This window comes from Janthinobacterium sp. NKUCC06_STL, assembly GCF_019345455.1.
Classification (GTDB): domain Bacteria; phylum Pseudomonadota; class Gammaproteobacteria; order Burkholderiales; family Burkholderiaceae_D; genus Janthinobacterium; species Janthinobacterium rivuli.
Genome location: NZ_JAHKQY010000002.1, coordinates 680305 through 699975 on the forward strand (window position 1 = coordinate 680305; position 19671 = coordinate 699975).

Consider the following 19671-nt stretch of genomic DNA (forward strand, 5'->3'; position numbering starts at 1 on the left):
CGCATCAAGGCCGGACTGTCCCGCGGACCATGGCATGGAAAGGTGGCATGCTAGGCCCCGAACTGGAACTGCACCGGCAAATCGAAGTGCTCTACAGCGACCACCACGGCTGGCTGCAGGGCTGGCTGCGCCGCAAGCTGGGCAACGCTTTCGATGCGGCCGACCTGGCGCACGACACCTATCTGCGCATCCTCGCGCGCGGCCGCGCACCCGAGCCGGACGAATCGCGCCAGCACCTGGCGCAGATCGCCAACGGCCTGGTGGTTGACCTGTTCCGCCGCCGGCATATCGAATTAGCCTACGCGGACGCCATCGCCGCGCAGCCGGAAGCGGCCGCGCCCACGCCGGAAATGCGCGCGCTGATCGTCGAGGCGCTGATGGAAATCGACGCCATCCTGGCCAGCTTGCCGCATAAAGTGCGCGAGGCCTTCTTGCTGTGCAAACTGGAAGGCATGGCCTACGCCGACATCGCCACGCGCCTCGACGTTTCCGTCTCGTCGGTGGAAAAATACATCGCCCGCGCCTTGCTGGCCTGCTGCGCGGCGCAATTCGCATGAGTTCCCAGCTCGATAGCGCGCCCATCGCCCCCGCCGTGCTGCAGCGCGCCGCCGAGTGGATGGCGCGGCTGTGGGCGGAAGACGCCAGCGCGGCCGATGCCGACGCCTGCGCCGCCTGGCGCGCCGCCCATCCCGAACACGAACGGGCCTGGGCCCGGCTGCAGCGCTTTGCCCGGCAATTCGAAGCGTTACCGCGCGAAGTGGCGCGCGGCACTCTGGCACCAGCGCCGCGTCACACAGTCGGACGCCGGCGCGCCTTGCAGCTGCTGGGCTTGATCACGGCGGGCGGCGGCACGGCCCTGCTGGCGCACGAAACGGGCCTGTGGCAGCGCGCCGCCGGCGATTACCGCACATCTGTCGGCGAGACGCGCGCCATCGCGCTGGCCGACGGCACGCAAGTGGTGCTCGACACGGCCAGCGCCATCGACGTGGCGTACGGCGCTGAAGAACGGCGCATCGTGCTGCGCGCGGGCGCCATCCTCGTCACCAGCGCCCACGAAGCAACGTCCCCCTACCGTCCGCTGCTGGTGGCAACGCCGCAAGGCACGGCCACGGCGCTGGGCACGCGTTTTAGCGTGCGCCTCGATGACGGCGAGAGCCGTGTTGCCGTGTTCCAGGGCGCAGTCGCCCTGGAGCCATCGCAAGACAACGCCGCGCCGGTACACCTGCAGGCGGGCCAGCAGGCCGGCTATACGCGACTGGTGGTGCAAGACGTGACGAACGTCGAAGACAGCGCCGCCGCCTGGGCCGATGGCAGCCTGGTGGCCGAGCGCATGCGCCTGGACCAGCTGCTGGCCGAGCTGGGACGCTACCGTCACGGCGTGCTGCGCTGCGACGCATCCATCGCCGGCCTGCGCGTGACGGGCGTGTATTCGCTGCGCGACACGGACCGCTCGCTGGCCAACCTGGCCGCCAGCCTGCCCGTGCAGCTACGCTACCGCACGCGCTACTGGGTCAGCGTGGGGCCGCGCCCCGCCGCCTGAAAAATATATGCAAAATAAGTGAAAAAACGTTGAGGGTTTTGGCTTTTCGTTCGGAATACGGGAAGAACCGATTTTTTCCCGCCACTTTCCAAGGATTTGCACCATGCCCCCTCGCCTGACCGCACCCGCGCACAAACCGCGTCCGTTTCCCCTCGCCGCCGCCATCCAGGCCCTGTTCCTGGCTGGCGCCGCAGCCGGCGCCCTGGCCGTCACGGCGCCAGCCGTCCACGCCCAGACGGTCGACACGACGCAAGCGAAGCGCCAGTACGCGGTTCCCGCCGGACCGCTGGAGCGGGTCCTGACCACGTTCGCCAGCGCGGCCGGCGTGGAACTGTCGGCCGATGCGGCCCTGTTGCAGGGCAAGCGCAGCGGCGGCCTGGCAGGCAGCTACACGGTGCGCCAGGGTTTCGAGGAACTGCTGCGCGGCCAGGGCGTGCGCGTGGCGGCGGGTGCCAACGGCGCGTATGCGCTGCGTGCGGAGAATGCACCAGCGCCGGCAGCCACACCGGCACCGGTGCAGGCCAGCGCCACCCTGCCGGCCATCACCATCAATGCCAGCAGCGAACGCGAAACAGCGACGGGTCCCGTGCGCGGCTACGTGGCGCGGCGCGCCGGCTCGGCCACCAAAACGGATACGGCCCTGAATGAAAACCCGCAATCCGTGTCCGTCGTCACGGCTGATGAAATCAGCGACCGCAATGCCGAATCGCTCGATGAAACCCTGCGCTACACGGCCGGCGTGACGCCGAACCAGCGCCCGCTGGGCAGCGATGATTCCTCGCTGCTGCGCGGTTTCACCATCGAGACGAACGGCATCCTGCAAGATGGCTTGCGCAATTCGGGCCGCACCTTTGGCGCCTCGATCGAACCGTATGGCCTGGAACGCCTGGAAGTGCTGCGCGGCCCCGCGTCCGTGCTGTACGGGCAGATTCCGCCGGGCGGCATGGTCAACGCCGTCAGCAAGCGTCCCAGCGCGGACGCCGTGCGCGAAGTGGGTTTGGAATATGGCAGCTACCAGCGCTGCCAGCTGAAGGCCGACATGGGCGGCACCATTGACGTGCCGGGCGCCTGGACTTACCGGGTCGTCATGCTGGGCCGCGAAGCCCATACGCGGCTGGACCGCGACCGCGACAACCGCCTGTACTTCGCCCCCTCGCTCACCTGGCAGGCGGGACCCGCCACGCGCTTGACCCTGCTGGCCCGCTACGAGCAGGACAACCAGCAGTACGCGTTTCCCAACCAGCTGCTGCAGCCGGGTCCGCGCGGCCAGGTCGATCCGAGCGTGAACCTGATGGGCGACGATAACCGCTTCAAGCGCCGCAACACCATGCTGGGCTACGAGTTCGAGCACACGTTCAACGATACGTGGTCGCTGCGCCAGAACCTGCGCTATACGCGCCTGAAGAACGACCGCACGGACATGTTCCCCGGCGGCCTGAATGAGGACGGCACGGTGGAGCGCTATTTCATGCCCGTCGATACGGCGTCGAAAAGCCTGTTCGCCGATACGCAGCTGCAGGCGAAGTTTGCCACGGGCGGCCTGGCGCACCAGGTGCTGCTGGGCGTCGATTACGCGAATATCCGCAACACGGACGACTACCGCCACCAGAAGGGTTTTATCGAGCCGATCGACCTGTACCAGCCCGCGTATGGCAAGCAGCCCCTGGTTCCGGCCAAGGCGCCCACGCGCGCTGAAGCGCCGTCGCGCCAGCTGGGCCTGTATGCGCAGGATCAATTGAAATGGGACCGCTGGGTCGTCACGGCGGGCCTGCGCCGCGACAAAGCCACGCAGTCGCGCGACGTCACCGATCTGCATAGCGGCGCCGTCAAACCCGACTTCCACCAGTCGCCCTCGGCCACCACGGGCCGCGTGGGCGCCGTCTACCTGTTCGATGACGGCTGGTCGCCGTATGTCAGCTACGCCACCTCGTTCTCGCCCGAACTGGGCATCACGGCCAACGGCGACGCCTTGAAGCCGTCGCGCGGCAAGCAATTCGAAGCGGGCGTACGCTACGAACCCGTGGGCCAGCGCGCCAGCTACACGGCGGCCGTGTTCGACCTGGTGCGCGACAACGTCACCACGTCCGACATCGGCAACCCGGGCCGCCTGCAGCAAACGGGGAAAGTCGGTTCGCGCGGCGTGGAACTGGAAGCGCGCACGGAGTTCGCCAGCCGTCTGAGCCTGATCGCGCAATACACCTACCTCGATACGGAGGTCACAAAGAGCAATAACGGCGACCTGGGCTTGCAGCAGGCGGGCGCACCGCGCCACAGCGCCTCGGCCTGGGCGCGCCAATCGTTCACGCTGGCCGGCAGCCTGCCCGCGTATGCGGCGCTCGGCATGCGTTTTCTCGGCGCCATGCGCTCGAACTCCGATGGCGAGAACCTGAATATCCGCAATGGCGGCCTGACGCAGTGGGATGCGGCGCTGGGCGTGTCGCGCGGGCCATGGCAGTTCGCCCTCAACGTGAACAATGTGCTGAACAAGCAGACCCTGTATGACTGCGGCTACCTGCCCAACCTGTGCTACCGCAACGCCGAACGCACGGCCAACGTCAGCGCGATGTACAGGTTCTGATGCGCCCTGTCTTGGCGGCCATGCACCGCTATGCGGGCCTGCTGATGGCCGGCTTCCTCATCGTCGCGGGCGTGACGGGCAGCGCGCTCGCATGGAAGGATGAACTGGAGGCGGCCATGCTGCCCGCCGTCTTCCGCGCCGCGCCGCCCACGCCGGGCGCCGTGCCGCTCGACGCCCTGCTGCTGCGCGAATCCGTCGCCGCGCGCTTTCCCCAAGCGCAGGTGAGCTACGCGCCGCTGTCCGCGCCACAAGGCCACAGCATGGTGTTTTACCTGCGTCCGGCGGCCGACGCGCCGCTGGCCAGCGACGAGGTGTTCGTCGATCCCTACACGGGCGCGATTCTTGGCCAGCGCCGCTGGGGCGCCATCAGCCAGGGCGCCATCAATCTGCTGCCCTTCATCGAGCGCCTGCATTACGCGCTGGCGCTGGGCGACACAGGCTTGCTGGTGTTCGGTCTGGTCGCCATCGTGTGGACGATCGACTGCTTCATCGGCGCCGCCCTGACCTTCCCCGCGCGCCTGAAGAAACGCGCGCCGGGAGCAAAACCGTGGCTGCTGCGCTGGCGCCCGTCCTGGCTGCTGCGCCGCCACGGCGGCAGCTATAAACTCATATTCGACCTGCACCGCGCGGGCGGACTGTGGCTGTGGGCCATGCTGCTGGTGTTTGCGTGGAGCGGCGTCGCCTTCAACCTGTATGGCGCCTATGCGGCCGTCATGCATCCGCTGTTTGCCCACCAGGGTGCCGAGGAGATCGTCGCGCGACACATGCCGTCGCCGGGGCCGCAGCTGGACTGGCCGGCCGCGCGCGCGCAGGGCCGCCAGTTGATGGACGCGCTGGCGCGCCAGCACGCATTCACCATCCACGAGGAAAACGCGCTGGCGTATGAACGCGCGCTGGGCGTGTACAGCTACAGCGTGCGCAGCAGCCGCGACGTGCGCGCCCACAAGGGCCTCACCACTGTCTTTTTCGATGCAGCCAGCGGCCGGCAGCTGGCCGCCTGGCTGCCCACGGGCGCGGCCAGCGGCGACACCATCCGCAGCTGGATCAGCGCCCTGCACATGGCCTCGATGTGGGGCTGGCCCTTCAAACTGTTCATCTGCGCCATGGGCGTGCTGGTGGCGGGCCTGAGCGTGACCGGCGTGCTGATCTGGCGCCGCAAGCGGCAGGGGCAAGCCAAGGCCAGGGTGCTACGCCATTAGTCAGGGAAAGCCGATGAACGCCGCCGGCACGGCCTGCGTCAGCCACACGCCATTGTCCGATACATAAAACACGTGGCCCTGCGCCCGCATGGCGGCCGCGTCCACCGTCAGCACGACGGGCTTGCCATGGCGCGCCCCGACGGCCACGGCCGTTTCACGGCTGGACGACAGATGCACGTGGTTGCGCGATCCCGGCAGCAAACCGCCGGCCCGGATCGCCTCGACAAAGCGGCTGGCCGTGCCGTGGTACAGCATGGCCGGTGGCGTGGCGGGCGGCAAGGCGATATCGACGGCCGCCAGCGAATGCCCCTGATTGGCGCGGATGCGCAAGCCGTCGGCACTGATGGCATAGCGCGTCTTGCTGTCGCGCGCCACCACGTCATCTAATTGTTCACGGGAAAGGCGTCGGCCATGCCGGGCAGCCAGCGCCAGCAGCTGGCCGATGTCGGCCCAGCCTTGGGCATCGAGCGTCAAGCCGATTTTCTCGGGGGCGTGGCGCAGTATGAGGGAAAGGAATTTGCTGGTATTTACCAAGTGATCTGTCATGCCCCAGTCTACCGTTATCAGAACGCATATGACAAGGTCAGGCGTGCGGAACGCGGTTCGACCGGATGAAAATGCCGGTCATTCACCCCGTCAGCCCCTTCGCCGGGCAGGCGCGAGGCGTAGTAATAATCGATGTCGCTGGCGCGCTTGTCGAACAGGTTGAACACGTCGAGCGCAATGCGCGTCTTGCGGTTGAGCTGATACGCCACGCGCGCGTAGGCCAAGGTGGTGGAAGCGGAGCGCACGCTATTGTCCTCGATCAAGGGACGAGGGCCGAAGTAGCGCAGCTGGAAGGCACCCGACCACGGGCCCTGGTCCGTCACCGTCACGCCGAACGAGGCCACCTTGTCGATGGAGCCAGGGATGAAATTGCCGGCCGCATCGTTTTGCGTATAGCGCGAGCGCGAGGCGGCCAGGTCCAGGTCGAACAGCAGCCATGGCGCGGCTATGTAATGGTTGTTCCACTCGATGCCGTGGCGGCGGCTGGCGCGGCTGGGCTCCGTCTCGCCGGCGTCACCGACGAACAGCAATTCCGACGCGATGTCGAGGCGCCACAGGGCCAGCGAGCTTTGCAGTCCCGGCAGCCATTCCGTGCGCGCGCCCAATTCCATGCCTTTCGTCGGCGCCAAAGGCGTCACGGGCGTGGACGGCTCGCCATCGGCCAGGCGCGTCTGCGTCGTGCCCCGTGCATCGTTGCTATGGAAACCCTTGCCATAATTCACGAAGAATTCCGTCTTGCTCCATGGCCCAAGGATCAATGACAGCTTGGGCGACACCACGTGGTCATTCGCCGCGCCGCTGTTTCCCTCGATACTGCTGTCCACATTGAAACGGTAGGCGTCATAGCGCACGCCCGCCACGGAACGCAGCCAGGGCAGCCATTGCACGGTGTTTTCCCCATACAGGCCGATGCTGGCTTCGCGCACCCTGTCTTCGCGCACCGTGCTCTGCCGCACTCTCTCCACCGTGTTGTACAGCCCCACGGGCGACAAGCGGTCATAGCGCGCCTGCACGCCCAGCTTGTTGCGCAGGGGAAGACCGAACAGCTCCATGGTCCAGCTTTCGCTGGCGTTCACGCCCGCCACCGTGCGCCGCTCGCTTTGCTGGAACTGGTCGCCGGCTACCGGGTCGGCCAGGAAGTAGGTGAAATCGCTATTGAGTTCCAGCTGCGAGCGGATCAGGTAGGCGTCGAGCTCGAACAAGCGGTTTTCCGTGCGCTGGCGCATCGCGTACGACAGGCTGGTGCGCGAGGTGTCGCCGCCATCGCTGGGCGCCAGCGAGCCGAAGCGGCCGATCTGGCCCGATTCCACGGCCCGCAGCGGCACCTGGTCGGTGGCATTCCAGCTATTCTTGTAGGCCATGCCCGTCACGCTGAAACCGTCATCTTGCGTGCCCTGGCTGTAGCGCAGCACGCCGCTGACCTTGCGCACGCGCTCCGGCACGTCCCAGGGACCGTTGTTGCGGTTCACTTCCAGGCCAACCAGCAAGGTGCCAGACCCGGCCGCGACCGAATCGGCGACGACGCCGCGCAGATAGCCGTGCTGGCCCACGGACACGCTGGCCTGGCCTTGCGGCAACTTATCGGCCAGGCGGATGCGGGCGCTGCCTGCCGAGGCGAAATCACCCTCGCCGGCAAAATACGGCCCCTTCTTGTAATCGATACGCTGCACCAGCTCGGGAATGAGGAAATTGAGGTCGGAATAGCCTTGGCCGTGCGCATGCGTGCGCATGTTGACGGGCATGCCGTCGACATACGTGGCGAAATCCGTGCCATGGTCAAGATTAAAGCCGCGCAAAAAGTACTGGTTGGCCTTGCCGTCGCCGCTGTGCTGGGTGACGATCAGCCCCGGCACGAATTCCAGCAATTCGCCCGTACGCAAGGCAGGCCGGTTGACAATCAATTCAGTAGTGATGACGCCCTGGCTGGCCGCATCCGAGGTGCCGACGGCGTTGTCGTAATGGCCCGCCACTCTTACCGTGCGCGCCTCATCGGCGATGGCGACGGCCTCGGCCGGGTCCTGCGCCGCCGCCTGGCGCCCCATGCCCAACAATGCCAGTGCACAAGCTGCTACCAGTTTGCGTTTTCTCAATCGCATCGCGTCTCCAGTTTTTATGATGTCAATATGGGCCCACGGCCTGGTCTAGCCTACCCGATATATACGTGGATGGCAGCTTGTTTGGATTCAGTATTTTTTGAAGGAACGATCATGGACCTGGGCGACAGCACCGGCAAGGCAACAAACGCCGCCGCCGTGCGCAAGCGCGATGCGCTGCCGTATATCCTGCTGTTCATCCTGCTGGCGGGCTTGCTGGCCGTGCTGGCAGGCGCCCTGCTGCCGCCCTACTACCACGCCGTGCCGGCACTGCTGTGGAGCCTGGGATTCTGCGTCAGCGGCATGCTGCTGGGTTTTTTGTTCGGCATACCGCGCACCCTGCCATCGGGCACCGTCAACGCAGCTCCGCCCGACGAGCGCACCAATGGCAAGACCCGCCCCACGGACGAGCCGCCGGCCGCCGGGGCCGATGCGGCGTCCGCAAACCCCAGCAATACCCTGTTCCTGGGCACGCCCACGCCCATGGAAATCAATTCGAATCTGGTGGAAGTGTCGGATTGGCTGACGAAAATCATCGTCGGCGTGGGCTTGATCGAGCTCAAAAGCCTGCCCGGCAGCGCGCGCAGCATGGCCGCCTTCATCGCACCGAGCCTGGCCACCGATACGGGCACAGCCATGGCCGTCGTGGGCGGCATCATGCTGTTCTTTTCCGTGCATGGTTTTTTGATCGGCTACCTGCTCACGCGCATCTACCTGTCCATCATGATCAAGCGGGCCGACAGCATGGTCAAGAACGAATCCGTGCGCCTGGAGAGCGGCAAGGAAATCGAAGTGACGGAACTGAGCCGTTTGCAGCAAAAATCGCTCGACGACATGCAGGAAGCCGTCACGCAGCTGCTGCTGGCGCATCCGCCGGACGGAGACGTGGCCGTCACGGCCCTGGCCGGCATGCCGGCGGAGAAAAAACCCGCCAGCCTGGTGCTGTGGCTGGACGACCACCCGCGCAACAATACCTTGCTGGTGGAACAGCTGGAACGGGAAAACATCAAGGTGGACCAGGCCGTGTCGACGCGGCAGGCGCTGGCCATGCTGCAACAGAAGCCCTATGCGCTGTTCATCACGGACATGGCGCGGGTGGAAAACCGCCGCCGCATCAAGGATGCGGGCGTGCGCACGGTGCGCGAAGTGCGCCAGGCGCTGCCTGCGCTCCCGATCATCGTGTATTGCAGCAAAGATACGGTCGCCAGTTACGGCACGGAAGCGGAGGCGGCCGGCGCCCGTTTCATCACCACGTCGGGCACCAGCCTGCTGGCGGCCGTCAACAAGCTATTACATGAGGAACGCCAGGATGGCGATCAATCCACCCGGTAATGGTAGCTGCCCACGTAATGCAGCGAACTGCGCTGCGGGTGCGCCAGCTGGTTCGGCGCAAACACGCACACGCTCGTGTCAGCCAGCAAGTGCTGCCCATCCGCGTCCGCGCACGCCTGCGCCAGCCAGCTGTCGGGATACGACACGCCATCGAGCAATTGCGCCAGCGGCACGGCCGACGCCAGCATCGCGCTTTCAAAGCAGGCTGGCTCGTAGCACGTGAGGCCCGTTTCCAGGAAGAATGATGATGGCACGGCATCGCCATCTTCCGTGTACGTGGGCGACAGGTAGGCCTGCAGCGCTTCCCAGCTGGGAAAACGGCCGCTGCAGGCAAACACGTGGACGATGGGCAAACTGCCGGACACGCTTACAGCTTCTCCATCTTTTGCCGCACGGCCGGGGCCGTCGCCGCCGTCGGCGCCAGTTCCAGATAGGTTTTATAGGCGGCTTTCGCCTTGGCCGCATCGCCGGCCTTGGCATAGGCGTCGCCCAGGTTCAGATAGGCGATGGCGCGCGACGGGTCCATTTTGACCGTGTTTTCAAACCAGCGGGCCGCTTCGCGGAACTTTTCCTGCTTGTAGAAGACAAAACCCAAGTTATTCGCCGCCAACGCGAAGTCGGGACGCAGTTTCAGCGCTTCCGTAAATTGCGCTTCCGCCGCCGCATACTGTTTCTCCTTGTACAGCTGCAAGCCGCGGTCGTTGGCCCGCTGCGCCAGCTGACGCGTGGAGCTCGGCACGGCGCCCGGCGTGACGATCTTCTGTTCGCCACCCTGCAAATCCTTCACCGTGACGCTGGCTGCCGCCGGTTTCGCATCGAGCTTGCTGTTCAGGGCGATGGCTTCCGTCGACAACTGCGTCGTATTCGGGCTGAGGAATTCCGTCTCGCCCGGCAATTCAAAGACGAAATCGCCCCCCTCCGAGCCAGGCAAGCTGCCGAACGCGGGCGTCTGGTTCGATACGCTGGACACGGCCGGCGCCACATACGCGGCCAATTCCGTGGCAGTGATGAGGCCGTCGCCGTTGAGGTCGCCCTTGCCCGCCAGGCCCTGCAACAAGGTCCACGTGAACACGGAGTGACCGTTCGGCCCGCCGTCGGCCACCAGCTGGTCGCCGCCGCCAGCCGTCAGCATTTGCCGGCCGATGCGCTTGGCGTTGTCGCGCAGGAAGGAGCTGGAACCGGCGCCGCGTGTCAGGCCCAGGCCGCTGTAGCACGCGTCCATGACGAAGAACGCGTGCTTGGCCGTCAGCGATTCCGCGATATTCTGGATTTCCGTCATCGGAATCGCATCCGTGGCGAACTGCGCCGGGTCGGAATCGACGGGCACGATGTAGCCCAGGTCGCGCCCGGAACTGAGCTTGCGCGTGGCGCCGTGGCCGGCGAAAAACACGAAGATGCGGTCATTCTTTTGCACGCCACCATGGGCCAGCTTGTCGTGGAAGGCGGCCAAGATATTGTTGCGCGTCGCTTCGCCGTTTTTCAGGGTCACGACACGCTCGGGCGCAAACGCAAACTTTTCAATCAACGTTTCGCGGATGCCTTGCGCGTCGCGCACCGCATATTGCAATTTCGGCCACTTCGCGTAATCATCGATGCCGATCACGACGGCCCAGGAATTGGCGTAACCGGTGGTCACGGGCACTTTCTCGGGCGCCGGGGCCGTGCTTTTTGCCACCTGGAAGCTGGTGCCATCCCAGCCCGCGAATTGATAGCCTTCCGCGATCAGCTTGTCGAGCACGGCCGGCAAGGCTTTTACCGTGCGTTCGTGGATGTCGTGGAACAGGACGATGCCGCGTCCCGCCTTGTCGACGGACGCCAGCACCCGGTTCGTGATGGAACTAGGCACGGGGTCGGCCCAGTCCAGCGAATCGATATTCCACATCACGGATTTCAAATGCGCATCGGCCAGCGCGGCCATGCCTTCGCTGTTGCGCGCGCCATACGGGAAGCGGAACAGCGCGGCCCGCTCGGGGCTGATGGCCTTTAATAAAGTGTCGGTGCCGAGAATTTCGCCTTTCAGCTTGTCGCCCGTCTGTTTCGACAATTGTGCGTGGCTGAAACTGTGGTTGCCCACGGCATAGCCCTCCTTCATCAGCTTGCGGCTCACTTCCGCGCCCGCGTTCAGCTTGGCGTGGCCTTCCGCGTCCAGACTGCCCAGGTTGCGGCCCACGTTGAAGAACACGGCCGGCACGCCATACTGTTTCAAAATGGCGCTGATTTCTTCCGTGTAGCGACGGTGCGGGCCGTCGTCAAAGGTCAGCACGATGGTTTTCTTCGGCAAGCCGAGGCCGAAGATTTCCGCCTCATCCTTCTTCGGCGCCGGCTTGGCTTCGGGCACAGAACCAGCCGGAGGAACAGCATACGGCACGACGATGCCGTTTTCCTTGAGGATCTGTTCGCGGCTGTAGAGTTTTTTCAGCTGCGCCACATAATCGTCCCACCGCTCGCGCTTGAGTTCGATGGCGCGCTGGCCCAGGTTGCCGAAAATTTGCCGGATTTCCTTCTCGTAATTGCGCTCGATCTCGCCCAGCGCATCGAGGTCTTCGGAAATGCGCTTGTGCAGCTTGATCGCCGGCAAGGACGAATCCTTGGCCACGTCGGCCAGCATGCTTTGCAGCAGTTCGCGGAAAGCCAGGCGGTCCGCGTCGTACAGGCCGGGATCGGACTCGATATACGTCAACAGGCTGTCGAGCGCCTCGAAGCGGCCCGGATTGGTGGGCGCCGTCAATTGATCAAGCGCAAGATCGAGCTTGGCGATGCGTTCCTGGTTTTCATGGAACAACGCCTGCCCCACTTTGCGGGCTTCGTCGCGCGCCCCTTCGGGCAGACTTTGCTCGTCGGCCAGCAACACGATGATCTTGCGGAAATTGCCCAGCAAGTCGCGGAACTGGCTGGCTACGGCGGCCGTATCGACGGTGGATTGGGGCGCGGCGGCCGGGCTGCCCGCAGTGGGTGCGCCGGGCGTGGCGGTGGCTGCGGGACGGGTGTACGTGTAAATGCCGGCACCAGCGGCGAGTGCCACGACAACGGTGGCGGCGATCTTGATCGGTTTGGAAGTCACAGGCTTGTCATTCCCTTCACATACTATGCATAACATTCAGATGGCGCGGATGCGCACGATGCATAATTGTAAAGCACGCCTGGCACAAGCTCAGTCCGCACGATGAATTTCGGCAATAATATCGCCGAACACCTCCATAGATAGTGAAAACGGAAAAGACGATGCACAAGAAACTCTGCGCCGCGGCGCTGATGCTGGGCGTGGCCCTGATGTTGCTGCAACTGCGCGCGCATGCGGGCGACGACGTGATCAATGTGGCGGGGCGCGTGTGCCTGCCGCACTGAACCACATCCCACGCCAGCACTACACCTTGGCCGGTTCCCAGTAATTGGCCAGTCCCAGCTTTTTCAGGCCGGCTGCCACGAAGCGCGGTTCCAGCAATTCTTCCGCCGTCAAGGGCTGGCGAATCAGCTTTTGTTCCTGCGCAAACGCCAGCACCCGGCGGTAATGGCGGTACACGGCGTCGTCGTACAGGGGCGACCAGCGCTCCTTCCACTGCAAGCCCGGATCGTCGTAGCTGCGCCGCACCACGCTGTCGGGCGTACCGTTGCGCGTGCCATCCTTGATGATCGCCTCGCGGTTGCCGTCCAACGCCGCCCAGTGCTGGGCCCGCAGCCAGGCCGTGGCCACCAGTTCGGCGATGTCGGGATGGGCTTGCGTAAAATCGCGCCGCGCCCACAGTTCCGCCCGCATCTTGCGTTCCGGCAGCCCCTTGCTGGACCAGATGATGCGGCCAATGCCCTTGTCTTCCAAGGGATAGCCATTGATCATGAACAAGGCGTCGACGGCGCCCGTGGCCAGCGCGGCCGTGCCAGGCTTCAAATCCATATTGATCAAACGAAAATCCGTAGGCGACATGCGCTGGTCGGCGATCAGCTGGCGCAAGCCCAGTTCCCATGGCCGGCCCCGGTGCACGCTGATGCGCTTGCCCTTCAGCTCGGCCAAAGACGTGGCGCGCGAACCGGTGGGCACCAGCAGGAACTGGTCCGTGCCCCGCCCCGCCGGCACGATCACCTGCGTGCGCACGCCGCCCGCGTTGAGGATGACGGACGGCAAGTCACCATACGCAGCCATGTCGATGCGCCCGCTGGCGAACGCTTCGTTCATGGTGGCGCCCGTGTCGCCCGTGACGGGCAGCCATTCCAGCCGCACGCCCCGCTGTTTGAGTTCGCGCGCCAGCCAGCCTTCCTGCTGCACCCGGTAAGCGATGCCGCCCAGTTCCGCCTTGCCGTTTTCCGCAAAGCCTGTCGAGGCGATGCGCAGGGCCGCCGGCGGCGCCCCCGCCGTTTTCGCCGCCGACACCGCCTGTCCCGCCAGGGGCAGCAAAGCCAGCCCGCCCATCACCGTGCGTCGCCGCATCGTATTCTCCTCATCATCGAACATGGCCACTGTTGACGTGCTTCCCGCTCAAGCCGCCCGGCGCGTCTGCGCCAGCGCCGCCTCGAAAGGACGCGGGTCGATCCAGGCGCGCACGTCGACCTTGCTGGGCAGGAAATTCCAGCGGAACAAAAAGTCGCTGAAATCCTGCAAGCCCGCGACCGACGTTTCCGCCAGGTTCGTGTCCAGGCGCAGATGCGCATCCTTGCCGTACGCCACTTGCACCCAGTGCTCGCTGGCATTCGATTCGCGCGCGAGGAAACGCCGCGTCTCATCCGCATGACCGCGCGCCCACGCTTCGGCCCGCAGCACCTGGTCGACCAGGGTCACGGCGGAATTGAAATGGTTGTCGAGCAGGTGCGCATCGACGCTCAGGGTGCGCGGCGTGCCGTTGTTGGCGCGGATCAAGGGTTCCGGATGGATGCCCGTGTCGATCACCGTATGCAAGCCAAACTGCTGCGCCAGCTGCGCGGCCGAGGCGCCTTTCAGGAAGATGGCGTCCACCTCGCCTCGCAGCAGTCCCAGCAATTCCGGGCTTTGCCCGCCGCGCCGCGCACCGCTGAACAGATTCGTCGCCGCGCCCTGCTCCGGCGCCGTTTCGCTCTGGCCCGCGTTGATCACATAATCGACCAGTTCCACGTCAGCAACCGCCAGCCCTTCCAGGCTGAGCGCATTTTCCAGTCCACGCAAGGCTTGCGCGCGCGCAAAGTCGATCTGTGCCTTGGCCCACAAAGGCAAGCCGAAGCGCCGCCCCTTCAAATCGCGCACCGTCTGGATACCGCTGTCGGGCAAGGTCAATATCAGCTGCGTCTCATCCGACCACGACAGGCCGATCACGCGCGTTTCGCGTCCCGCCGCGCGTGCCCACAGGGCGGGAATATTGCCGCCGTGCCGCACGGAATTCTGCAGAGTATGGTCGAAATGCGATTCGCGCACGGCTTCCTGCTCCGATTCGCGCAAGGAGCGCAAGCTGGTGCCGTCGGCGCGCAACGCTTCTTCCAGCCAGCCTTGCTGCAAGGCTATCCCCAGGCCCGTCGGAACGGGGCAGCGCGTGTACCACAGGGTGTCGAGTGTGTCATTGCTCATGGTGTATCTCCAGAGTGGGTGGACCAGCCAAAAAGTAAACTACAGCGCCATCCTGCGCGCCCATTCATTGCCATCCCACAAGCTGCTGGGGTGTTCTTCCTGCGCCACGGGTGCATGCGATTCGTCGAGATCGCTGAAATCCGCATGCAAGCCGTCGCGGATGGCGACAAAACCGGGCGAACCGCGCTGGCGCGGGTGGGCCAGCGGCACGTCCTGCACCCGGCGCACCTTGCCGGGCCGCGCATCGAGCACGACGATGCGGTCGGCCAGGTAGACGGCTTCGTCGATGTCATGCGTGACCATCACCATGGTGATGCCCTCGTCTTGCCACAAGCGGCGCAACTCTTGCTGCAAACGCAAACGGGTCAGCGCGTCGAGCGCACCGAGCGGCTCGTCCAGCAGCAGCACGTCGGGCCGCCCCACGAGGGCGCGGGCAATGGCGGCCCGCTGCGACATGCCGCCCGATAACTGATGCGGGTAGGCATCCGCATAGCCGTCGAGGCCCACGCGCGTGATTTCCGCCGCCACGCGGGCTTCCCGCTCGGCCGGCGGCACCCTGGTATTGCTGAACGCCACGGCCACGTTCTGCTGCACCGTCAGCCACGGAAACAAACGGTGATCCTGGAACACGAGGCCCCGGTGCAGATCCGTGCCACGAATCGGCACGCCATCGTGCAGCAGCAAGCCTGTGTAATCCGTGTCCAGGCCCGCCAGCAGGCGCAGCAAGGTGGACTTGCCGCAACCGGACGCGCCCACGATGGCGACGAATTCGCCGGGCGCAATCGTCAGCGAAATATCATCGAGCACCAGCAGCGGCGCGCCTTTCAGCGAAAACGACTTGCTCACGTGCTGCACTTGCAAGCCGCCGCTCAGGTGCTGCCGCTGGGGCAGCAAGGTCGATGGGGAAACGAAATCATTCATGGCGCACTCTCTGCGGTAGGGGCGAGGGAAGGAATGGCGGCGGGCGGCGCCCGGCGCAGCCAGCGGCTGCCGTGGAAAACCAGCCAGGCGGCCAGCCAGGGAAATAGCCAAATCAGAAACACATTGCGTAAACCCGTCACGTCGGCCAGACGTCCTGCCGCCAGCGCGCCAGCCGTGCCGCCCACCATGCCGAACAGGGTCAAGTGGGCCGAGACTCTGGCCTTGTCGACGGGCGCGCGGGCGATATTGTCCGTATTGACAAGGTTATTCACGCCCAGGCCCAGGCCCAGCAGCACGGAGGCAGCCAGGTAAGCGATGCTGTTCGGCCACAGACCGAGGATCAGCAAGGCGGCCATGATGGCCAGGTGCGCGCCGCCATACAATTGCTCGCGATAGCGGCTGGCCAGCACGAAGCGCCCCAGGAACAGCAGCACGAGCACGCAGCTGAGTCCCTGCACGGCCATCAGCCAGACGGAGTGGTGAGGAGGCCAGTGCAGCATGCGGATGGCCAGCAAGATGGAAAACACGCCCACGCTGGACGCCGTGAAGCTGGCGAGGATTTCGAACAGGTACGTCACGCGCACAACAGGCAGGCGCAGCAGTTCGCGCAGGCTGGCCGCACCGGGCAGCAAGGCTTGGCCATCCAGCTTGCGCGGCGCCGTATTGCTGGGCAACACTTGCCAGCCCAGCACGGCCAGGATGGCGAACATCAGGGCGGAGATCAAAAAGCCCGCCTTCAGGCCCAGCTGCGCGATCAGGTAATTGCCGCACAAAGGTCCCAGGAACTGCATGCCGAGGATCAAGGTCCCCTTGTACCAGCCCGCCTTGCCCTGGCCCAGTTCCGGCAGGCGCACAAGGAAGACCGTGCTCATGGCAACAATGCGCAGCGAGATGCACAGGCCGACGAGAAACATCAGCAAAGCCACCCATTGCCAGCCGGGTAGCCACGGCAGCACGCAAAAAGCCAGCGCCAGGCTCAGGCTGACGCCTGCATACAGATGCTTCGGGTTGCCGCGCGACAAGATGTAGCCGGCCGGTATGGTACCCAGCGCCATGGCCAGGGTTTCCGCGCTGCTGATCGCGGCCAGCTGGAAATTGCTCACGTGTAAATGTAACCCCAGCAAGGTGGCCAGCACCTTGTTCATGCCGATGGTCACGCCCGACAGCAAGGTCAGGCCGATAAAGCGCAGCAAAAAGGCGCGCAGCTCCCCTTCGCGGGCGCTGACTGCCGCGTCTGGCTGGAATGGCAATGATTCACTCACTGCTGCGCCCCTTCACCAGCAAACGCGCCAGCCGCGCAAACGCCACGTTCATCGCTTGCGCCAGCAAGGCGATCACGAGCACGGCCAGCAGGACGACGTCCATGCGGCCCGACACTTCGCCATTGAGCAGCAAGGAACCCATGCCGGGGCCAGCCGAAAACAGCAGTTCGCCGCCCAGGCAAGCGAGCCAGGCGAAAGCCAGCGCATGCGTGACACCCGTGACGATGGCCGGCATGGCGCCCGGCAACAGAATCTGGCGCAGGGTCTGCCAGCGCGTCAGGGTCAGCACCTGCCCCACTTCGCGCAAGCGCCCCTCCACCTGGCGCATGCCCGCATACGTGTTGAGCACGGTTGGGTAAAAGGCGGCGATGGCGATCACCAGCAGCTTGGCGCCATCGCCATTGCCCACCCACAAGCCCAGCAAGGGAATCAGGCCCAGCAGGGGGACTTGGCGGATGCTGTGAAACAGCGGGCCGATCAATCGGTCCGCCAGCGGCGACTGCGCCATCAGCGCACCCGTGACGATGCCGGCGCTGCCGCCCAGCAGCAGGCCGGCCAAAGTACGGCCCAGACTGGCGTGCAGATGCACCCACAGTTCGCCCGTCAAGACCAGGTCGCGCAAGCTGTGCGCCAAGTCGCCCAAGGAGACAAAGATGTAGGCGGCCGCCGCGCCTTGGCCCGAGGCCCACTGCCAGGCACCCAGCAAGGCCAGCGGCAGCAGCGCGCCCTTGATAATGAGTATCATCCGTTGCTTCATTTGGACTCTCCACCGCGCTTCCAGCGCATCAACCGTGCCTCCAGCACATGGCAGAGCCGGTCCAGGCCAAAGCCGATCACGCCCGTCAGCACCACGCCCACCATCACCACGTCGAGGCGGAACATTTGCCGGCCCATTTCCATCATCTGCCCCAGGCCGCTGTCGGCAGCCAGCAATTCCGCGCCCACCAGCACCATCCACGAACGCGACAGCGCGATGCGCATGCCCGTCAGCGCGGCCGGCACGATGGCGGGCAAGACGATCAGGCGGATGCGCTGCCAGCGCGAAAAGCAATACACTTGCGCCACCTCAAAATAGCGCGCAGACAAGTTGCGGATGGCGTCATGCACGGCCAGCGCGACGATAAAGAAGCTGGCCTTGGCCACGATAAACACCTTGAAACTCTCGCCTATACCGAACAGCAAGATAAACAGGGGAATCAAGGCCACCGTCGGCAGCTGGCGCAAGACATTGAAGGTCGGGTCGACATAGCTGCGCAAGCCAGGCGACAGCCCCAGCACGACGCCAAACGCCAGGCCCGCGCTGGCGCCCAGGCCGAAGCCGGCCAACAGGCGGAACAGGCTGATGCCCAGGTGCTGGCCCAGTTCGCCGCTGTCGGCCAGGTCTGCCGCCGTCAGCAGCACTTGCCAGGGCGACATCAAGATGTGCGCAGGCATCCACTCGAACGTGGTGGCGGCCGTCCACAGCAGCAGCAAGGCCAGCGGCGACGCCCACACGGACCAGGGCGAGCGCACGAAGCGCCGCAGCCAGGGAACAGAAGCCGCACGCGTTGGCGCAGTGGCGCGCGGCAAGGCGATAGTGAAAGAAGTCATGGCGCCCAGTAAGTTTGCAGCTTCAGCTGCGCCAGCGCCTGGTTGACGAACTGGGGCGCGAACAGGCTGTCGACTTGCAGGGGCCGCCCGATCAGGCCCGCGCTCTTCGCGTATGCCGCCTCGCCCACGTAGTGCTGGCGCAGACTGGCCGTAAACAAGGGCGACCAGCGCGCCTGCCATGGCGTGTGGTCGCCCGCCAGTTCGCGCCGCACGACGCTTTCCACCTGGCCCGCAGCCGCCTCGGTGCGCACGTATTCATCTTCGCCACCGGCGCCAGCAGCCCGGTGGTGCTCGCGCACATAGGCCGTCACCACGAGCTGGGCCAGCTGCGGATAGCGTTGCAGGAAACCGCTGTCGGCCCACAGTTCAGCGCGCATCTTCCAGTCCTGCGGCGGCGCCTTGCTGGACCAGATGATCTTGCCGACCTTTTTATCTTCCAGCAGGAAAGCGTCGCTGAGGGTAAAAAAGGCGTCCGCGCCGCCCGTCGCCACGGCCGCCGCGCCCGCCTGCGGATTGAGGTTGAGTATCTTGACGTCGCGCAAGGTCATGCCGTTCGCTTCCAGCAGGCGCGCAAACGGGTATTCCCACGGCCGGCCCCGGTGCAGGGCGATCTTCTTGCCCTTCAGCTCCTTGATCGACCTGGCCGTGGAACCGTTCGGCACCACCAGATAGGTGTTGTTGGCGCTGCCGCCCGGCAAAATCAGCCGCGTCTGCAAGCCCGAGGCATTGGCGATAATCGACGGCAAGTCTCCATACTGGGCCAGGTCGATCGAGTGGTTGGCAAAGGCCTCGTTGACTTGCGTCGCCACGGAATTGGTCGTGACGGGCACCCACTCCAGCTTCACGCCCAGCTTGCCCAGCTCGGCCGCCAGCCAGCCTTGGGATGCCACCTGGGCGGCCGAACCGGCAAACACGGTCTTGCCGGACGGCGCCGTGCGGGCCACGACGGCGATGCGCACGGCGGCCGGCAGCGGCTCGGCCGCGGCCGCGATGGCTGGCGCCAGCAGGCTGACCGCCACGGCGGTAGCAAATACTTTGCGCCAGATCAAACGTAAGAATTTCAATGACATCGGGGGCCTGTTCTTG

General features: G+C 65.3%; 17 protein-coding genes. 6 read left to right on the forward strand and 11 right to left on the reverse strand.

The genetic code is table 11. The features are described from left to right. Positions 1–47: 47 nt before the first annotated feature. The 4 genes from KO539_RS12115 to KO539_RS12130 all read left to right on the forward strand — a co-directional run bounded on the left by KO539_RS12115 (position 48) and on the right by KO539_RS12130 (position 5317). Positions 48–557 carry a sigma-70 family RNA polymerase sigma factor gene (locus KO539_RS12115; RefSeq protein WP_219309559.1) on the forward strand — a complete coding sequence of 170 codons (510 nt, stop codon included), beginning with the start codon at positions 48–50 and terminating at the stop codon, positions 555–557. After that, the gene (locus KO539_RS12120; RefSeq protein WP_219309561.1) at positions 554–1540 is read left to right on the forward strand and encodes a FecR domain-containing protein; all 987 of its coding nucleotides are present in this window, start codon (positions 554–556) and stop codon (positions 1538–1540) included. The genes KO539_RS12115 and KO539_RS12120 overlap by 4 nt, the downstream gene beginning before the upstream one ends. A 103-nt stretch (positions 1541–1643) precedes the next feature. Further along, on the forward strand, positions 1644–4118 hold the full coding sequence (locus tag KO539_RS12125) for a TonB-dependent siderophore receptor (protein WP_219309562.1): 2475 nt from the start codon (positions 1644–1646) through the stop codon (positions 4116–4118). Continuing rightward, positions 4118–5317 (forward strand): PepSY domain-containing protein, encoded by a 1200-nt coding sequence (locus KO539_RS12130; RefSeq protein WP_219309565.1) that lies wholly within the window; start codon positions 4118–4120, stop codon positions 5315–5317. The genes KO539_RS12125 and KO539_RS12130 overlap by 1 nt, the downstream gene beginning before the upstream one ends. Here KO539_RS12130 and KO539_RS12135 read toward each other — a convergent pair whose 3' ends face one another. Together KO539_RS12135 and KO539_RS12140 are read right to left on the reverse strand one after the other, a co-directional pair. Beyond that, positions 5318–5863: an RNA 2'-phosphotransferase gene (locus tag KO539_RS12135; RefSeq protein ID WP_219309567.1), complete on the reverse strand. Its 546-nt coding sequence runs from the start codon at positions 5861–5863 to the stop codon at positions 5318–5320. It lies immediately after the preceding gene. Positions 5864–5880: 17 nt separating this feature from the next. Continuing rightward, the gene (locus KO539_RS12140; protein WP_219309569.1) at positions 5881–7959 is read right to left on the reverse strand and encodes a TonB-dependent receptor; all 2079 of its coding nucleotides are present in this window, start codon (positions 7957–7959) and stop codon (positions 5881–5883) included. A gap of 111 nt (positions 7960–8070) precedes the next feature. Here KO539_RS12140 and KO539_RS12145 point away from each other — a divergent pair, with 111 nt between their 5' ends. Further along, the gene (locus KO539_RS12145; RefSeq protein WP_219309571.1) at positions 8071–9288 is read left to right on the forward strand and encodes a response regulator; all 1218 of its coding nucleotides are present in this window, start codon (positions 8071–8073) and stop codon (positions 9286–9288) included. Here the strand turns inward: KO539_RS12145 and KO539_RS12150 are convergent. Together KO539_RS12150 and KO539_RS12155 are read right to left on the reverse strand one after the other, a co-directional pair. Further along, on the reverse strand, positions 9273–9653 hold the full coding sequence (locus KO539_RS12150; RefSeq protein ID WP_219309573.1) for an immunity 22 family protein: 381 nt from the start codon (positions 9651–9653) through the stop codon (positions 9273–9275). The two genes, KO539_RS12145 and KO539_RS12150, sit on opposite strands and share 16 nt — an antisense overlap. 2 nt (positions 9654–9655) lie before the next feature. Continuing rightward, positions 9656–12349 carry a polysaccharide deacetylase family protein gene (locus tag KO539_RS12155; RefSeq protein ID WP_219309575.1) on the reverse strand — a complete coding sequence of 898 codons (2694 nt, stop codon included), beginning with the start codon at positions 12347–12349 and terminating at the stop codon, positions 9656–9658. Positions 12350–12510: 161 nt separating this feature from the next. On the opposite strand from KO539_RS12155, the gene KO539_RS30205 reads away from it, so the two are divergent. Continuing rightward, on the forward strand, positions 12511–12633 hold the full coding sequence (locus KO539_RS30205; RefSeq protein WP_255206395.1) for a hypothetical protein: 123 nt from the start codon (positions 12511–12513) through the stop codon (positions 12631–12633). A gap of 19 nt (positions 12634–12652) precedes the next feature. Here KO539_RS30205 and KO539_RS12160 read toward each other — a convergent pair whose 3' ends face one another. From KO539_RS12160 to KO539_RS12190, 7 genes are read right to left on the reverse strand one after another with little or no spacing between them, the layout of a single operon-like run. Continuing rightward, positions 12653–13708, reverse strand: coding sequence for an ABC transporter substrate-binding protein (locus KO539_RS12160; RefSeq protein ID WP_219309577.1), 1056 nt, complete (start codon positions 13706–13708; stop codon positions 12653–12655). Between the two features lie 48 nt (positions 13709–13756). Beyond that, a complete protein-coding gene (locus KO539_RS12165; protein ID WP_219309579.1) occupies positions 13757–14812 on the reverse strand; it encodes an ABC transporter substrate-binding protein in 1056 nt (351 codons plus the stop codon). Between the two features lie 39 nt (positions 14813–14851). Further along, complete coding sequence (locus KO539_RS12170; RefSeq protein ID WP_219309580.1) at positions 14852–15733, reverse strand: ABC transporter ATP-binding protein; 882 nt, start codon at positions 15731–15733, stop codon at positions 14852–14854. Beyond that, a complete protein-coding gene (locus tag KO539_RS12175) occupies positions 15730–16995 on the reverse strand; it encodes an MFS transporter (protein WP_219309582.1) in 1266 nt (421 codons plus the stop codon). The genes KO539_RS12170 and KO539_RS12175 overlap by 4 nt, the downstream gene beginning before the upstream one ends. Then, a complete protein-coding gene (locus KO539_RS12180; protein WP_257626246.1) occupies positions 16988–17752 on the reverse strand; it encodes an ABC transporter permease in 765 nt (254 codons plus the stop codon). Before KO539_RS12180 ends, KO539_RS12175 begins: the two co-directional genes overlap by 8 nt. After that, a complete protein-coding gene (locus tag KO539_RS12185) occupies positions 17749–18585 on the reverse strand; it encodes an ABC transporter permease (protein WP_219309584.1) in 837 nt (278 codons plus the stop codon). Before KO539_RS12185 ends, KO539_RS12180 begins: the two co-directional genes overlap by 4 nt. Beyond that, positions 18582–19655 (reverse strand): ABC transporter substrate-binding protein, encoded by a 1074-nt coding sequence (locus tag KO539_RS12190; RefSeq protein ID WP_219309586.1) that lies wholly within the window; start codon positions 19653–19655, stop codon positions 18582–18584. Before KO539_RS12190 ends, KO539_RS12185 begins: the two co-directional genes overlap by 4 nt. Between the last annotated feature and the right edge of the window lie 16 nt (positions 19656–19671).

Excerpts from the sequence above, each read along its gene's own strand:
- KO539_RS12180 (WP_257626246.1), bottom strand. The coding sequence starts at position 17,752 with ATGAAGCAACGGATGATACTCATTATCAAGGGCGCGCTGCTGCCGCTG.
- KO539_RS12130 (WP_219309565.1), top strand. The coding sequence starts at position 4,118 with ATGCGCCCTGTCTTGGCGGCCATGCACCGCTATGCGGGCCTGCTGATG.
- KO539_RS12125 (WP_219309562.1), top strand. The coding sequence starts at position 1,644 with ATGCCCCCTCGCCTGACCGCACCCGCGCACAAACCGCGTCCGTTTCCC.
- KO539_RS12170 (WP_219309580.1), bottom strand. The coding sequence starts at position 15,733 with ATGAATGATTTCGTTTCCCCATCGACCTTGCTGCCCCAGCGGCAGCAC.
- KO539_RS12185 (WP_219309584.1), bottom strand. The coding sequence starts at position 18,585 with ATGACTTCTTTCACTATCGCCTTGCCGCGCGCCACTGCGCCAACGCGT.
- KO539_RS12140 (WP_219309569.1), bottom strand. The coding sequence starts at position 7,959 with ATGCGATTGAGAAAACGCAAACTGGTAGCAGCTTGTGCACTGGCATTG.
- KO539_RS12145 (WP_219309571.1), top strand. The coding sequence starts at position 8,071 with ATGGACCTGGGCGACAGCACCGGCAAGGCAACAAACGCCGCCGCCGTG.
- KO539_RS12165 (WP_219309579.1), bottom strand. The coding sequence starts at position 14,812 with ATGAGCAATGACACACTCGACACCCTGTGGTACACGCGCTGCCCCGTT.
- KO539_RS12135 (WP_219309567.1), bottom strand. The coding sequence starts at position 5,863 with ATGACAGATCACTTGGTAAATACCAGCAAATTCCTTTCCCTCATACTG.
- KO539_RS12190 (WP_219309586.1), bottom strand. The coding sequence starts at position 19,655 with ATGTCATTGAAATTCTTACGTTTGATCTGGCGCAAAGTATTTGCTACC.
- KO539_RS12115 (WP_219309559.1), top strand. The coding sequence starts at position 48 with ATGCTAGGCCCCGAACTGGAACTGCACCGGCAAATCGAAGTGCTCTAC.
- KO539_RS12160 (WP_219309577.1), bottom strand. The coding sequence starts at position 13,708 with ATGCGGCGACGCACGGTGATGGGCGGGCTGGCTTTGCTGCCCCTGGCG.
- KO539_RS30205 (WP_255206395.1), top strand. The coding sequence starts at position 12,511 with ATGCACAAGAAACTCTGCGCCGCGGCGCTGATGCTGGGCGTGGCCCTG.
- KO539_RS12120 (WP_219309561.1), top strand. The coding sequence starts at position 554 with ATGAGTTCCCAGCTCGATAGCGCGCCCATCGCCCCCGCCGTGCTGCAG.